The following is a 16,280-nucleotide window of genomic DNA, read 5'->3' as shown; positions in this document are numbered from 1 at the left end:
CCTCCTTTCCTGACCCGTCCCGGACCCATTCGGACTTACTGCACTTCGATGATTCTCGCCGCATCATCCCAGAACAGGTTTTCTTTCCAATTCGTAGTAAAATAAGAGAATTTCACGATATATTTTCCCCTCATTTGCGGCTTCCATGTAAAGGATACCGTCAGAGGTTCGCCCGGCTTCAGTGTCTTCTCGTTGTATATGCGCTGCTCTACTTTATTGCCCTCGGCGTCGTTGATCTCGACGTCGATAACGCCCTTATAGACCGATGCCCCGTTGAGAGATAGGATCGTCCCTTCGATCGTCAGCGGCCGGCGCGCCTTCGGCGCGGTTCTCGGCAGCACCGAGACCTTGCGCTGGTACCCGGGCTCCGGCTTAACCGCCTTGGCGGACACGGTAATCTCGGCCGTCGTGCCCTTCGGCCAGAACTCCAGGATGATCTTCGTCTCGCTGCCCGGCGGCCGACCGTTCAGGATCTCTTTGCTGAGGATGACATGCTCCGCGTCCATCACAAAATCTCCGCGGTTGACATAGCCCTGGGCCCACTCGTCCTTGACCGGCCTGCCGGTGGCCGCATCGACCATCCGGACGGTCGCCAGCTTCGTTCCGTTGTACTGCACCGGGATCTTCAGGTTCTCCTTAAGGGCGCCCGCCGGGATCGTAAGCTTCGTGTCCTGCAGCACCGGCTGGGCAAAGCGGATCAGGTTCAGCGGCTGGTCCGCGCCTTCGGAGAACCGGAAGCGCAGCGTTTCCTTGGCTCCCGCTTCCCCTCGGGCTGGAAGCAGCTTCGCAATGAATCCGCCGTAGAGCGTCATTTCGGTCCGCTCTTCATTCATGACGTAGTCCCGGCCTTCGACCAGCCGGTAATAGCCGTGATAAATACCGGTCAGCTCATTGCCCCCGAGCTCCAGAGGCAGCACGAGATCTCCGGGTTCCTTCCCCTGCGGGAAATAAGCGTCCCTCATCCCGATGAACGAGTTGATCTCGCCAAGGCCTGCCCGGACGATCACGTCCTTGGCCGTTTCGTCGCGCCACACCCGCGCTTTGCGGTCGTAATTATCCAGGCCGTTGTCCCAATACATGGGGACGAAGCCGTACTTGTAGGAAGCGCGGACCACCGCGTTAAAATAATAGCTCTTCGCGTAAGCTTCCGGATCCACGAATGTCCCGAATTCACCCAGCAGCACGGGGATGCCTTTGCGAACGAAGGTATCATATACCGGCTTGAAGTACCGGGTCAGCTCCGCCTTGTCTTCCGGCGTTCCCCAGGCTGTATGTCCCCACGAGTTGCTGATGAACGGATATGGGGTATAGTAATGAAATGTCGCCATGAGATACGGGTCGTCCGGCACTTCAAGATGGGCCACCGCTTTCTCGCTGTTGTCCATTTCCGCCCCAATGACGACAATCCGGCTCGCATTGCTGCCGCCCGAGGTCCGGATCGCCTTCAGCATGCGGTGGTTCATCGCGTTAAGCTCCTCCGGCGTCAGGTGATGCCTCGCTTCCGGATAGTCCGGGTCCGTCGGCGCCTCAATCTTCGGTTCCCATTCCCCGTTGTTGGGCTCGTTCAGGACCTCGAATAGCAGCTTCTCGCTCTTGTCCTTGAACCGCCCGGCGATCTGCTTCCAGACCTTCTCCAGCTTGTCCATATTGCGGTTGTAATCGTCGACGTACAGGCCGGTGACCGGATCGACCGCCATCTTCGTCACCCAGTTGCCGTTGTCGTGGTGCACGTTCAGGACCGTGTAGAGCCCCCGCTCGAGTGCCCAGTCCACAACCTCCTCCACCCGGTCAAGCCGGGCGGGATCGATGATATAATCCGGGGCGGGTCCGATCTTGCTGTCCCAGGTCACGGGAATCCGGACACTGCGGAAGCCCGCCGCCCGGATATCTTCAAATATCGTTTCCTCCGCCGGAGGGTTGTTCCAGGAGCCCTCATCCGGGTAAGCATCCAGCGTGTTGCCGAGATTCCAACCGGGCGACATCGCCTTGGCCGCCTGAACCGCGGTGACGGCCCGGAAGGCGTTCACCTGTGAAGTGCCGGGGGCCGCCTCCTCCGCATACCCCGCCGCCCCGGCAGAGGTAAGCAGAAGCAGTGCGGACATCAGGGCGGCAAGGGGGACAAAGGGTTTGCGCAGCATGGCAGCCATCCTCTCGATCTGGAATGTGACGGGGCAGGAGCGGGCCGGATGAGCCGCAGGGCTCTGCCCTGTCTCCCCGGCCTCCCCAGGCCGCCGTCGTCAGTATGGGTAAATCCGGTTGAGCAGCACGGCGGCTTCCGCCCGGCTCATCTCCGCTTCGGGACGCAGCAGGCCGCCGGCCCCCTCGATCAGACCGGCCCCGTACAGGGCCGACACCGCCGGTACGGCATAGCCCGCGAGGTCTTCCGCGTCGCGGAAGACGCCGGAGGGCAGGCTGTCCGCCGCCCCGGCATGAAGCCGGCCGGCCCGCTCCAGCGCCCGCTCCGTCAGGACGATGACGTCCTGGCGGGAGACCGGTGCATCCGGCGCGAACAGGCCGCCGCCGATGCCCCCGGCGATACCGAGCCTTGCAGCTGCCGCAATCGCCTGGTAATGCGGACTCGACGGGTCCACGTCGCGGAAGTCCGCTTCAGCGGGCAGTCCGGCGAGGTCCAGCGTGCGGACCAGCAGCGAGACGAACTCGGCCCGGGTCACTCCCCTGCCGGGAGCGAACTCCGCAGGACCGGTGCCCTGGACGATGCCGCGCGAAGCGAGCAGCTCCACGGCCTCCTGCGCCCAGCCGTAGCCGGCCAGGTCTCCGAAGGTGCGGCTGCCCCAGGCCACCGCATACCGGCTGAAATGGCCGGCGGAGAAGATCATGCGCCCGCCGGTGCGGTCATAGCGGCCGCTCGGCACGGGCTCGGCCTCCCCGTCCTCGCCCAGGTAGAGAATAACCAGGCGCTCGGGATGCTCGAGCTCTTCATCGGTCGGCGCGTAGTCCGGAGACACGAGGACCCGTTTCTCCCTGCTCTCCCAAGGGAGAATGACGCCGTCCGCCTCCAGGTGAATGTCGAGCACGGTGCGGCCGCCTACCTGCTCGCGGGCCGTTTTCTTCATATCCGCGGTGTCCGACCTGCGAATCACGAGACGTATTGCTGCAGCGCCGTTCAGCTGATCCGGGTTAAGCAGATCTGCCGGCAGCACGACTCTGCCAAGGTCCGTGGTGACGGAGAGTTCCGCATCCGGGTAGGCTCCCGACACGGCCCCTGCCGGCAGCTTGACCGCATAGCCGGTCACGCCGCTCATGTACGGAACCTTGATGTGCATGACGGGGCGCTGACCGGGCCCCGGTGCTGCGGCTTTGTAGCCCTCTTTGAGAGCGCCGGGTTGAACGTTGACGACAGCCAGCAGGGCGTCCGCGGGGTCCACCGCCGGCTTGAGGGCAGGCAGCGTGTAGGTGCCGGCCGCTCCGTTCGGATACAGCGACGATGCCGCCGGGACGACCGGTGCGGCGATCGGGGCCTCGGGCTCCTCCGGCATTCCTGCGGAGCCGGAGCCCGAACCCGAGCCGGAGGAACCGCTGCTGCGGCTGCCTTCGACGGTGAACTGCAGCGTCGCCGGCAGATCGATCCCCTGCGCCGTGCCCTGCACCGGATTCGGGTAGCCCCAGGAGGAGAAGGTCACGGCGTCCCACGCAACGGGAACCTGCTCCGTCGTGCCGTCATTGTATACAGCCTCGGCCGTGGCCGGCAGCTCCGGCAGCTGCGGAAGCTGCTGAGCCTGCACGGGGAGCTTCGTCCCGAAACGGACCACCTCCCGGCTCGCTTCGGACGCCAATCGCACATCGCTCAGCCATACGGTCAGCGGGGCCGCACCGGTGCCCGTATCCGACGTAAACGTGACGGCCGTGCTTTCTTTCAGCCTGTGGGCGCTAGAGACGGGTACAAGCCGCTTCAGCGGAATCGACACCTGGCGCCAGCCCGTCGTCACTGCAGCCACATCGGAGAGCTTCACAGTCCCAAGTGCTCCGGCCCGGTCCGTGAGAACGACGGAGAACGATTCTCCGCCGGCAAGGCCCTTGATCATAAAATCCAGGCTGCCGCGTTCGTACAGAGCTTCCAGATTCACCGGATTCCAGTTGTCCATGGTGAGTCCCGTACCCCAGTACCCCCAGTTGGGGCCGGGAATACGGGTGACCTGCAGCCGGTATGCCGGCAGCCCGCCGAAGGTGACCTGCGGGTCGACCGGCAGGGTCATGACCGGGTTGCCCTGTTCATTGGTGACCGGCATGCCTTGGTCATCTAGCGCCTGTTCCATACCCAGGGAGAAATGCCCCTCGGCACTCGCCCATTGGGCTTTTTTCTTATCAAGAAAAATGACATGAGGCTCATCCGAAAGTGCACGGACTACGGTCACCTCCGCGGTTACCGGTACGGGGCCTGTGTCCTGCAGGATCGTCCCCCGGACGGTATAGCGGCCGCGGACCCGATACCCGTCGCCAGCCTCCCAGCTGACGTTGGCCGTGCCTGTCGTTCCATTTTCGTAAGTGACCGGCACTTCTTGAGGCAGTTCGGGTGGGAGGCCCGCCACGGTTACGGCCTTAACCGGATCGACACTGGCGATCTCAAGCTCTGCCGCAGGGTTCTGCGTGAACTTGATCCGGTTCAGCCATACGCTCATCTCTCCCTGGGTCGATGCGTTCTCCAGTACCACTTTGTCAATGATACTGAGATCCAGATCCGGAGCCTGCTCCGTGAACCGGCTGAGGGGGATGCGGATCAGAGACCAGTCCGTGGTGACGGTCTGGGCCAGCCCGCTAAGGGACAAGACCGATTTCACGTCATTGGTGTCCATGATGCCGATGACGAAGTCCTCGCCTCCGGCCGCTCCTTTGACATAAAACTCGAGGGTGCCTTCCCGGAAAGCCTCCAAGGAATAACTCGTCCAGCCATCGGCCGCAAGCACTCCGTTCCAGTAGCCCCAGTTCGGGTCGGCAAGCTTCGTGACAGCGATCTTGTAGGAAGGCTGCCCGTTATAGGTGCCCTCCACCGTACTGTCGACCGGCAGGGAGCTCGTGCTGACCAGGTCCGTTTCAAGCTTCAGGTTGCCGCCCGAGCCGAAATATTGATCGGTTCGCACCCCTTCAAACACCACATGCTCCTGCTGGCCGGACGAAGGTACTGTCTCGGGCGAGGGGGTTTCCACTGCCGGCGGAGTCTCTTGTGCCGGCTGCGGCTCCTCCGAGCCGGTCCCTTGGTCCGCCTCCGTGCCAACCGTTACCTCGGCTGTGGGCTGCACGGATACTCCGGCCACATGGCCCTGCACCGTGAAGGCGCCCGCCGCCGAGCCGTCCGGAACGCCGCTCCAGGTCACGGGCACCTCGGTCGTCGTGCTGTCGCTGTACACGGCTGTCACAACGGATGGCATGGCCGGTACCGTCCCCTGCGGAGCGGTCAGAATAAGCGGTTCATATCCGGTAATGTACCGGGAGGTGAATTTCATATCGCTGAGCCACAGCGTGTTCAGATCCTCCCCGTTGACTTTAGTGATCAGCAGCGTATTCCATGCCGAGGCCGGGAAGCTGCCGATCTGCGGGAACTGGGCGAGCGGAATCGTCACATGGTTCCAAGAGGCGGAAGCCTCCGCCGGTACGGAGCCCGTCTCGGCAGCCGGTGAGCGTCCGTCCGACAACGAGAATTGGAGCAGCTCCCCGCCCCTGCTGCCCTTCAGCTCAAACTCCAGCGCTCCGTACGGGATATAGCCGCTGATATCGCGCGTTGTCCACTGCAGCGTCATCCCGATGCCCCACCAGCCTCCGGACACATTCGTCACCCGGTGTGCGGGATGTCCGTTGAAAGCAACCGATGCGTCGAACGGCAGCAGATCGTTCTCCTTCTGTACTTCTACGCCCCAGTGGCTCGTATTGGGGTTCTCTCCGAAGAACACCAGATCAGGTAAAGGCTGCGCCGAAGCCGAAAGAGACAGCGGAACAGCCCCCGCCAACACGATAGCAGTGCACAACAGGAGCTTGATCATATATGTAAACCGCTTAACCCGTGAGGAAGCCGTGGAATTCATTGGAAATCACCCTTAATTTTAAGATATTCAACGACATGTTTCTTTTTATATCGACAAAAAGATCCTTCGCCATTATAGCAAAGGACCTGACATGAGGGTGTGATTGTTGTAACCGTAATTGCTAATCCCGCCGCTTAAGCAGTACATAAGGCAGCGTCACCGTGAATTCCGTCCCTTCTCCCGGCCTGCTCTCCACTGCGATCGTCCCCCCGTGCAGCTCAATGATCTTCTTCACAATGGACAGACCGAGGCCGCTGCCCCCGTTCGCACTCGTCCTGGAACGGTCCGCTTTATAGAAGCGCCTGAAGATGTGCGCCAGGTCTTCCTCGGAGATGCCGATCCCCGTATCGCTTACCTTGACCTGGACCTTGTCCACGCCGGTCTTTATTGCTATCCGGACCGTGCCGCTCTCCGGCGTGAACTTCAGTGCATTGCCGATGAGGTTAAGCCATACCTGGCTCAGCTGATCGGGGTCCCCCTGTACCTTGACCGAAGGAAGATCGAGATCCAGCTCGATGTCCTTCGCCGACCAGATCGGCTCCATCGTCAGAATCACGTTGCGAAGCTGTTCGTCGAGATCATACGTCTGGGGATGAAACGGATGGTGCTCGGATTCCAGGGAGGCGAGCTTGAGCAGGTTCTCGCTGAGCCGGGAGAGCCGCTGAGCTTCCGCTTCGATGATACGCAGATATTCCTTCCGTTCCTCTTCAGGCATCTGCCGCTGCTGCAGCACCTTCGAAAATCCGGCGATCGACGTGAGGGGCGACTGAATCTCATGCGAGACATTGGAGACAAAATCCTGCCGCATGCGCTCCATCTGCTTCAGTTCGCCGGCCATCTCCGTAAAGCTGACCGCAAGCTCACCGAGCTCGTCCCGCCGCCTTTTCCAGTCAAGCGAAATGTTAAAGTCGCCCTTGGCGATTCTCCGGGAGGCCCTCGTCATGAGCTTCAGCGGATTGACCAGATACCGGGCTCCGATCAGGATGAAGAAGGAGCCGGCGACCAGCTCGATGGCAAGCGCCGTGATCATCGCATTCCGGATATTTAAAGCCATCTTGGGCGCCGCGGGTTGAACAAAGAGCGCATATTGACGGCCGTCGATCTCCATCGGGTACCCCAGCAGGGCGCCCTCATCTCCCCCTTCTTCCAGCACACTGTAATGAACCCCGCCGGCCAGCACCTGCTTCACGGCCTCCTGATCTACGGACCGTTTATTTTTCACATTCCGGTAGCCGAACTCCCGGAACCCACCTTCGGCATCGATCAGGGAGACGTAGAACGGCCGGGTCAGCACCCGGGCCTCCAGGTATTGATTAATATCCATGCCGTTTGTCATCTGATACGTATCGATGAGATCCAGGGCAACGAAATGCAGGTCTTCTTTCATGTTATTCCAGATGCGCTCCGCAAAGAGAAGCCCCGTAGCGTAAAACGCAATGAACAGGCCGAGGATGACGGAAACCAGGAAAGCGAGAACAATCCGGGTATACAGGGAGCCCCTCATGCCTTGACCTCAAGCTTGTACCCGAGGCCGCGGATCGTTTTGATCACGAAGCCTTCCTCTTCCCCCTTGAAGCGCTCCCTAAGCCGCTTGATATGCACATCCACGGTGCGGTCGTCCCCCTCGTAGTCCAGCCCCCAGATCCCCTCGATGAGCTGATTGCGGGTGAGGATCTGGTTAGGGTGACTTGCCAGCATGTGAAGCAGCTCGAACTCCTTGAGCGGCAGCGTCAGATGCTCCTGCCCGCGGATCACTTCATAACCCTTCTTGTCGAGCTCGACCCTTCCCAGCTGAATGCGGTCGGACCCGGCGAGCTTATAGCGCCTCAGGAGCGACTTGACCCGCATGATGAGCTCCCGCGGATCGAACGGCTTGACGAGATAATCGTCGGCGCCGAGCTGGAAGCCTTCGACCTTGTCTCCCGTCTCTCCTTTGGCCGTCACCATCAGCACGGGCAGGTCGTTATATTTGCGGCGGATCTGCCGGCACAGCTCGAACCCGTCCATGCGGGGCATCATGACGTCAAGCACGACCAGGTGCACCTGCACCTCTTCCAGACAGTGGAGCGCGGCTTGTCCGTCGCCCGCTTCGATCAGGCGGTAGCCCTCTTCCCGCAGGCTGAGCTTCATCAGTTCGCGGATATGGTTGTCGTCGTCTACTAACAGAATCGTGATCACAGGGCACAGCCTCCGTAAGTCATTGGTATCGTTATCTTTCCCCATTCTACTGCCCGGGTTGCAGCCGAGGCAAGCGGACGCGACCGGAAGGGGGCGGGCGACGCGGACGAGCGACGCGGGCGAGCGCCGCGGGCGAGCGGCACGGGCGAGCGCTGCGGGCGGGCGGCACGGGCGGGCGGCGTGATACGAACGTAGTAGAATGTGCTGACGTTAACGAGATCCCCCTAAGCCAGTTGAAATCAGCAGGCTGCCAAGAAATAAAGGAACTACGATTCGTTATTTGAGTATTTCCCGGTATTTCCCGAAGAATAGCGGAACTCAGATGCTCTATTCTCTTTGTAACCAATGAATAGGCTGGTGACGGAGGCAGATAACGAATCTGAGTTCCGCTATTTCCAATTTGGCCTTCCAAACCAGTCAAATAACGAACCTGAGTTCCTCTATTTCTGAACAGTGAAGGGACAGTGGGTGAAAATGCACAAGTAAAAGGGGCGGAAACGTAAATTTCCGCCCCTTGCGCATGTACCACAACAGAGCAGCTATAAAATATCGATCCATCAAAGTTACTTCAGCCCTGCAAAACTGGTTTGCCCGCACCTGCATCCCGGTTGCCGGCTCGTTGCCTCCTCTACGCCGAGGAACACGCATGCCCGCCGACCTCCGCAACGACCAAGGCCGTCAGGGACGTACCGCAGTGCCTTTCCGCACACAAGCATCCAACCGGGACGGATGTTCATCTTCACGACGAAGATCGAGGGGCGTCCGGAACGGGCTGCCTGTTCCTAGCCGCGTCATCCCCCACGAAGAGGTTCCCCTCACCAGCCGTCCTGCGCTCGCCTCTCCCCACCGCCGTCCGGCGCTCGCCTCCCCAAGCCCGCGGCCGTATACCCGGCCAGCCTGCCGCGTACCGCGGCTACCGCATCCGGTCCGTGAACGTCTTCGACACGGACCGGCCGTAGCCGACGCTCACCGCCTCCACCTCCACCCAGGCGCCGGCGGCGTCCGGCTGGTCGCGCGAGGCATAGATGTGCAGGTGCATCATCTGCCCCAGGTAGCCTTCGGAGACGACGATCGTCTCCGTATAGGCTCCCTGCTCCTCCGCTCCGGCCAGCGGAGGCAGGGGCGGCAGCTTCAGCAGCACGCGGCCGTCTTCGCCGCACAGCTCCACGCTTCCATCCGGCTTGCCGCCTGTGCGGTAGAGCAGATTCAGCGTGTGCGGGGCGCCGCTCATGCTGCGGGGGACCGGCACCTCGTAGACGAGGCGGCTGCCGCCGGCCTTCCCCTCGGCCCGGAGGGCTCCACGCTCTCGAAAAGGATCTCGTCGCGCGAGTACCGGGGCCGTCCGTTCACCCGGCCGCCGTAGACCAGCCCGGCTTGGATGCCGCCCGGCGCCAGCTTAATCCGGCCCCCCGCATTATGCACGATGAGATGGAGCGGAATCTCCGTCACCTTCACGGCGGCGCTGTTGTAGACGGTGACCGGCCCGCGGCTGATCCGCGCCAGATCGACGACATCCTCGGTCAAGGCGCTGAACACGGCGTCCGTGTCCGCGGACATTTTGCCATACTGCTCCCCGTCCACATACAGCAGCCGGTCCGTGCAGGCACTCTCCGTCAGATTCCCCCTGAACGTAAAAAGACACCCGGGAATATTCCGCTCCTTCGACAGCACGTACTTCGGCGTCTCTTCCCCTCCGCGGTCACCGCTGCTGCCCCGGCAGAACACATTGTTCTGAATGCTCACATTCTCGAACTCCCCGTAGAGCTGAATGAAAGCATGCGCCGTCTCCGTCAGCGGGGGATCCGCAGGCTTCCCGCCGGAGGTCAGTCCGCTGCCGCACCGGTTGAACAGGTTCTCCGACACGTGAATGTGCCGGTTCCCCTGCCGCAGCACGATGGCGTTGCCCATCACCCGGTCAAAAAAATTCTCGATAATCTGGTTATACTCGCATGCATACATCGCGATGGCGAAGCTCCGGTCGATCCATTCGAACCGGTTGTGGGCGATCAGGTTCGCCTTGGCCTGCACGAGATCGAAGGCCGCCGCACCGACGAACGTGCAGTCCTTCCAGACGGAGTCGATGATCCGGCCCTTGAATGTGACGTCGATCCCGTAGTTCGTAAAGTCGCAACCGAAGAAGCGGAAGTTGTGGTACGCCCCCTTCTCCCCTGACGGCGCGTCGAGCACGACCATGTTCTTGAACGAGCAGTTGCGAAACCGCATCGACCGCGGGCTCGTCCGCTCCGCAATCTTGGCGAAATCGGTGAAGCACAGGTTGTCGATCGTAGCCCGCTGCACATCCTCCGCGAAGAGCACGTTCGCTCCTCCTCCCACCAGCACCGAAGCCCCGGTGGCAAAATCATCCTCCTGCGACCAGTACTGCTTGTTCGAGGCGACGCCTTCGATGAAGACGTTGTCGAGTCCGCGCAGCTGTCCCTCGATCCGGTAGGTGCCGATGGGAACAAAAATCTTGTCTCCCGTGGCCTTGGCCCGGTCGACCGCCTCCTGGAAGACCGCCGTACAGTCGGCCTTCCCGCCTTCCACAGCTCCCAGCTCTCTTACATCCAGCATGCGTATCCCTCCATAATCTCCTGCTCTCCGAATTCTTCCGCGCGAGCTCCGGTCCCTCGGCTGCCTCTCTCTCCTTGTCCGAGCCGCTTGAAACCGGACCTTCTCCGCCGGAGCTTCCTGCCAGCGTCTGTTCGCAGCATCCTCCTGTCTTCCTTTTTACCCGCTCCAAGTGTGAAATCTATCATACTTTGCCCGGAGCAGGTTTGGTAGAATGAAAAGGTGTCAAGAATAAAAATATATCCAGCGTCGTATTCATAGATAAAAGGTTCCCGTCGATAAAGAGGTACAACCAACCAACGGATGTCGTCCCTATCAATCAAGCAAACCCAGTTTTATCAAGAATCGGAGGTAATGAAGAATGAACCTGACTCCTACCCAGCAGCTCCTGATGGAAGCCCTTGGCCGCAGCACAGACGGCAAAATTCATAACGGTGCGGAATATCTTTTGAAGACCGGTCTCTTATTTGAAATCAACCGCCGCATCCTCCACCCGCTCGGACTCGCCATGCGTGTGGTCATCGAGAAGCATGAGGACGGCACAAGCGAATATTCCTTCGCCCCCTACCTGTTCGACAACCGTGACAATGAAGTCGGCGAGCTGTTCGACGAAGACACGCTGCGCGGCGGAGAGCAGTGCCTGCTCGAATTCATGGAAGACTTCGGCGTCGGCAAGATGCAGGAACGCCTGCGCCACCTCGGCTTCATCATCCAGCGCTCCCAGGAGCCTGTGCGTTACGAGCATATCTGAGCCGGAGCCCGCCCTGCGGGGCATCACTGGAGCTCTTCCGCACGACAAAAAAGCTTAACCCTCATCGTACGCCGATGACAGGTTAAGCTTTTTTGGCTGCTGGAGCGGGAGGACGGACCGGTGTGGTCGGTCGTACTACAGCTTCGTGCTCCCGCTCGTGCTTCGCACTCTCACTTCAGCTGTGCACTCATACTCCAGCTTCGGAGCACGCCGGATCATTTTACAAACCCCCGCTTCTTGCTCTCTACGCTTATTTCGCAGCGGTAGCAACCGATGGCGCATCGAGACCCTGCTGCTTCCGGACCGCTTTGGCGTTATCCCGTACCGGTCCAACCAGGTACTTACCGAACGGCACCTTGTTGAGCACGTTCGTGACCGCCATCGCCAGCCCCACGCAGGTGACGTAGATCAGGACGAAAGTAACGATTGCCGGCGCATCCGCAAAATACGGCTTATAGAGCAGAACGAACACCCGCATGATAACCGCGTGGGTCAGATAGATGCCGAAGGAGTGGTCGGATATCGACACGACGAAGTTCGGAACGCTCTTGAGCTTGCTCGACAGATAGAAGATCACGAACGTAACCGACGGCATAAAGAACAGATACCAGATCGTTTTGGACGTATTGACCTTCGGGATCCCGAGCATCTTCGTGCCGAGAAGGACAGCGCCGAAGAACAGCGGAGCGGCGAGGATCAGCCATTTTCTCCGGTTCAGCGTCTCGATGAACTTGTCGTAATGCTTCCCGCAGTAATAGCCCAGGGCGAAGTAGAAAGCCCAGCCGAAGAACGGCATCCAGCTCAGGTAATACCAAATGTAGTTCCCGGTCGACTCGCTGAAACCGAAGGGCGGAACGAAGTTGAAGAACGCCAGGTAGACGAAGTTGACGAGGAAGGACGCGGGCAGAACGATTTTGGCCGGCCATGATTTGAGCTTATAGTGGAACAGGTAGTGAATCAGGATGAACTGGATGATAATGACGATGAAATAGCCGTTATAGTCCGCCAGGAAAATATTTTTGAGGCTCTGCATGCCCAGGTTGTACGCCGTGAACGGCTGTCCGCTCTCCTGAACCTTGTACAGCGAACCGATAATACCCATTGCGATATAGGGAGGAATCAGGACCTTAAGCCTTTTGGAGATGAACTGCTTCGGGAGGTCTTCCTTGTAATTTTTGGCAATGAGGAACTCCGTAATGAAGATGAAAATCGGGGTGCCTACCGAACAGATCGTCCGGATGGAGTTGAGGGCCAAGCGATACAATTCGTTCGGAATCGGGTCGTGAATCCGGTAGGTCATGATGACCGCGTGCACTGCCGCAACAAACAAGCATCCGATGCATCTCAGCAGCAGAATCTCATAAGACAGTTTTTTTCCACTCATTCTCTCTGTCTCCTTCTTTCTATGTAGTTGATAATGCCAGCCCATGAAGGTAAACCTCTATGGATATCAACCTTTATGGATACAAAATGTATCAAGCTGGCCGCGCTCCCTCCCCGCTCCTGTTTCCTACCAGAATAGTATCAGCTTTGGACTCTTATGGAAATGACCCATTCTCCCCAAAAAACGAGCTCTTTCCCGTTCGGAAAAGCCCTTAGCCCACGCAATCCGACTAATTCCTACAAAGCCCTTAGGGCGATAGTCCTTTATCCCCTGCAGTCTTGCCGTAATATGCCTCCAGCGTTACAGGGAATCCTCCCTGTGCAGCCGGCGGCGGCGCATCACGCTTCTTACCGCCCACAGGCCCGCCGCCAGCACGCAGGGCAGCCACAGGAGCTTGACTCCGTAGCCGTACAGGTAGCTCACCGCTTCATCCGCATGATCTCCCGCATACCGGCCGAGCAGGAAGAACAGCATCGTCCACAGGAGTCCCGTGGAATACGACAAAGCCGCATAACGGCTGAACGGCATCCGGTTCATGCCGAGCAGGTAGGGCATCACATGACGGACGACCGGCACAAAATAGCTGATCACCAGCGCCAGGCTTCCGTAACGCTCCACAAGTCTTTCCGAGAAAAGGATATGCTTCTGCAGTTTGGGCTTGCTCCTCAGCTTATCCACAGCCCATCCTCCGGCATAGCGTCCCAGGACGTAGCCCAGCGAGAGTCCCGATACGACCCCGAGATAGGTCAGAAGAAACGTAGGCACCGGCTGCAGCAGTCCTCCGGCCGTTACCGCACCGCCCGTCATCACAATCGCCTCATCCGGGATGGGCGCTCCCACAATGCCCAGCCACAGGGAGAAGAACAACGCCGCGTAACCGAACTGCTCTATCCAAGCCACCAATGTGTCGACCGTCATGCTTAACCACACTCCTTATCCGGATCACCCTGCCGTCTGAAGCGGCTCTCTCTATCAGGCTTTTCTTTATAAGACGTATCGTACGGCAAAACCCCTCCGAAATTCCACATATTTCTTAAAATGGGCGTGTGTCCGGGCATAACAAAAAAAGGGCTGTTCCGGTGACCGCAGCGTTGCAGTCCCCGGGAGCAGCCCCGTCTTCCGTTCTTATGATACTGCCGAATCCATCAGACGGCGGATCGCCGCGAGGTCCGGCATGGCCGGAATCGCGCCCTTCACCGTCGTGGCCAGTGCGCCTACGGCATTGGCGAAGGTGACTACCTGCCGGACTTCCTCCTCCTGGAGTTCGGACAGACGGCGGTCCTTCTCCAGCAGTCCGTACAGCACGCCGCCGAGGAACGCGTCTCCCGCCCCTGTCGTGTCGACCGTGTTCACGGCATAGCCGGGCACCAGACCGGTCGCCCCGCCGAAGCGGTAGAAGCTTCCCTTCTCGGCCAGCGTCACGAGGATCAGGGGAATGCCGAACCGCTCGGCGAGCTGCTGCGAACCGTCCGCCAGATCCGTCAGGCCCGTCAGGAACTCCAGCTCTTCCTCCGAGATCTTCACGACATCGGCGCAGCCGAGCCCGTACTCCATCATCGCCTTGGCGTGGGCGGCATCGCTCCAGAGGGGCATGCGCAGGTTCGGATCGTAGGAGATCAGGGCTCCTGCGGCCTTCGCCCCGGACACCGCGAATCGCGTCGCTTCCGCCGAAGGCTCATGCGTCATCGAGATCGAGCCGAAGTGGAAGATCCGCGACTGCGCCAGCAGCTCGCCGCGCACTTCCCCCGCCTCCAGCAGCCGGTCCGCGCCCGGCTTGCGGAAGAAGCTGAAGGAGCGGTCGCCGTCCGCGCTGAGATGGACGAAGGCCATCGTGGTGTTTGCCTCCTCGGTGAAAATAAGACCCGAGGTATCGATCTCGCACTCCTGCAGCGTATCCCGAAGGTACGTGCCGAAGCCGTCGGCCCCTACCTTGCCGATGAACGCCGTCCGCTTCCCGAGTTTCGAGAGCGCGGCCAGCACGTTGGCCGGCGCTCCGCCGGGATTGCTCTCGTAGAGCGGGTATCCTTTGTCCGATGTGCCTGCCGGCGTCATGTCGATCAGCACTTCCCCCAGTGCGGTTACATCCCAATTCATGATCATTTCTCCCCTGTCCCGTATTCTATGGTTTCGTGTACTGCTCAGCAGGAGTCCCTGCGGATCAGCTCCGCCTTCAGCCGGTACTCCTGCGGCGGCCGGTCCGGCTGCCCGATGCGCTCCAGGAGCACCTCCGCCGCCCGGCAGCCCAGCTCGAACGCCGGCTGGCGGATGACCGTCAGCGGCGGTGTCGTGACCCGGGTCCAGTCGTAGTCGTCGAACCCGATAATCGCAAGCTCCCCGGGCACGCGGAAGCCCCGCTCCTGGATGTACTTCATGGCGCCCATCGTCTGCACATTGTTGGCGACGAACAGGGCGGTTACGCCGCCTGCCCCGAGCAGCTCCTTCGCGCAAGCGTAGCCGCTCTCGAAGCTTGATGCGGCTGACTTCTCAAGCAGCGGGTCAGGCGTCAAGCCGCGGTCCGCCAGAGCCTGGCGGTAGCCTTCATACCGCTCGCTGCTCGTGGTGATGCCCTCTTCGCCTGCGATGTAGCCGATGCGGCGGTGTCCCTGCTCGAGCAGCAGGCTTACCGCTTCGTAAGCGCCGCCGAAGCTGTCCCCGAGCACGCAGTCGCCGGACACGCCCTGCGGCTGCCGGTCGATGAACACGACCGACAGTCCGTCCTCCCCCGGCTCCAAGGGGAAGCCGGTCCCGCCCGCCGCCGGAGCGATAATGAGGCCGTCGATCCACTTCGACTGGAGCAGCCGGATCTGCTCCCGCTCCTCCTCTGGCGTCCCGCTCATGTTGCTGCTGAGCAGCAGCTGGTAGCCGTGCTCCCGCAGCACCTTCTGGATACCCTGGGCCACCGTAAGGAAGAAAAAGTTCGACGTATCGGAAGGCAGGATCGGCACGATCAGCCCGACCGTCATCGACTTCTGGCTCCGCAGGCCCCGGGCCAGGGTATTCGGCCGGTACTCCAGTTCTTCCATGGCGCGGTTCACCTTCGCCTTTGCCTCCTCGGACACGAAGCGTGTTCCGTTGATGACGTGGGACACGGTTGCCGTCGAGACGCCTGCCCGCTCGGCCACTTGTTTGATTCCTGCTTTTATGGTGGGTTCACCTCGGACGCTCGGGTGTATCATTTTGTGCTCGGACGCTCGGACGCTCGGTGTATCATTTTGCGCTCCGTTGTGCTTTGCACAAAGGTCGCTTTCAAAATGATACAGCCTCGCTGGTATGTAACTCGGCTGCTCCTTCGTGCTCCGCACAAAGGTCGCTTTCAAAATGATACATCCTTGCTGGTATGTACTTCTTCTGCGTTACGCTTACA

11 protein-coding genes are annotated in these 16,280 nt (G+C 60.4%); 1 reads left to right on the top strand and 10 read right to left on the bottom strand.

The window, feature by feature from the left end; translation table 11 throughout:
• Positions 1 to 35: 35 nt before the first annotated feature.
• The 6 genes from PM3016_RS09045 to PM3016_RS09025 form a co-directional block, all read right to left on the bottom strand.
• Positions 36 to 2,138, bottom strand: a complete 2,103-nt coding sequence (locus PM3016_RS09045) for a cellulase family glycosylhydrolase (RefSeq protein ID WP_014369215.1) — start codon at positions 2,136 to 2,138, stop codon at positions 36 to 38.
• 99 nt (positions 2,139 to 2,237) lie between these two features.
• On the bottom strand, positions 2,238 to 5,993 hold the full coding sequence (locus PM3016_RS09040) for an S-layer homology domain-containing protein (RefSeq protein ID WP_238540474.1): 3,756 nt from the start codon (positions 5,991 to 5,993) through the stop codon (positions 2,238 to 2,240).
• 163 nt (positions 5,994 to 6,156) lie between these two features.
• On the bottom strand, positions 6,157 to 7,539 hold the full coding sequence (locus tag PM3016_RS09035) for a sensor histidine kinase (protein ID WP_013915192.1): 1,383 nt from the start codon (positions 7,537 to 7,539) through the stop codon (positions 6,157 to 6,159).
• A complete protein-coding gene (locus tag PM3016_RS09030; protein ID WP_013915191.1) occupies positions 7,536 to 8,213 on the bottom strand; it encodes a response regulator transcription factor in 678 nt (225 codons plus the stop codon). The genes PM3016_RS09035 and PM3016_RS09030 overlap by 4 nt, the downstream gene beginning before the upstream one ends.
• Before the next feature lie 913 nt (positions 8,214 to 9,126).
• Positions 9,127 to 9,444 carry a hypothetical protein gene (locus PM3016_RS39490; protein ID WP_238540473.1) on the bottom strand — a complete coding sequence of 106 codons (318 nt, stop codon included), beginning with the start codon at positions 9,442 to 9,444 and terminating at the stop codon, positions 9,127 to 9,129.
• Entirely contained in the window at positions 9,441 to 10,784 is a 1,344-nt protein-coding gene (locus tag PM3016_RS09025) for a right-handed parallel beta-helix repeat-containing protein (RefSeq protein WP_238540472.1), read from the bottom strand. Before PM3016_RS09025 ends, PM3016_RS39490 begins: the two co-directional genes overlap by 4 nt.
• A 358-nt stretch (positions 10,785 to 11,142) precedes the next feature.
• Here PM3016_RS09025 and PM3016_RS09020 point away from each other — a divergent pair, with 358 nt between their 5' ends.
• Entirely contained in the window at positions 11,143 to 11,532 is a 390-nt protein-coding gene (locus PM3016_RS09020) for a hypothetical protein (RefSeq protein WP_013915189.1), read from the top strand.
• Between the two features lie 250 nt (positions 11,533 to 11,782).
• Here the strand turns inward: PM3016_RS09020 and PM3016_RS09015 are convergent, their stop codons facing one another.
• The 4 genes from PM3016_RS09015 to PM3016_RS09000 form a co-directional block, all read right to left on the bottom strand.
• Positions 11,783 to 12,916, bottom strand: a complete 1,134-nt coding sequence (locus PM3016_RS09015; protein WP_014369213.1) for an acyltransferase family protein — start codon at positions 12,914 to 12,916, stop codon at positions 11,783 to 11,785.
• 300 nt (positions 12,917 to 13,216) lie between these two features.
• Entirely contained in the window at positions 13,217 to 13,834 is a 618-nt protein-coding gene (locus tag PM3016_RS09010) for a DedA family protein (protein ID WP_014369212.1), read from the bottom strand.
• 207 nt (positions 13,835 to 14,041) lie between these two features.
• A complete protein-coding gene (locus PM3016_RS09005) occupies positions 14,042 to 15,010 on the bottom strand; it encodes a carbohydrate kinase family protein (protein WP_014369211.1) in 969 nt (322 codons plus the stop codon).
• A gap of 44 nt (positions 15,011 to 15,054) precedes the next feature.
• The gene (locus tag PM3016_RS09000; protein ID WP_013915185.1) at positions 15,055 to 16,038 is read right to left on the bottom strand and encodes a LacI family DNA-binding transcriptional regulator; all 984 of its coding nucleotides are present in this window, start codon (positions 16,036 to 16,038) and stop codon (positions 15,055 to 15,057) included.
• Between the last annotated feature and the right edge of the window lie 242 nt (positions 16,039 to 16,280).

Origin of the sequence: Paenibacillus mucilaginosus 3016 (assembly GCF_000250655.1) — a bacterium.
Lineage (GTDB): Bacteria > Bacillota > Bacilli > Paenibacillales > NBRC-103111 > Paenibacillus_G > Paenibacillus_G mucilaginosus.
This window is presented reverse-complemented; position numbering and strand designations above follow the sequence as displayed.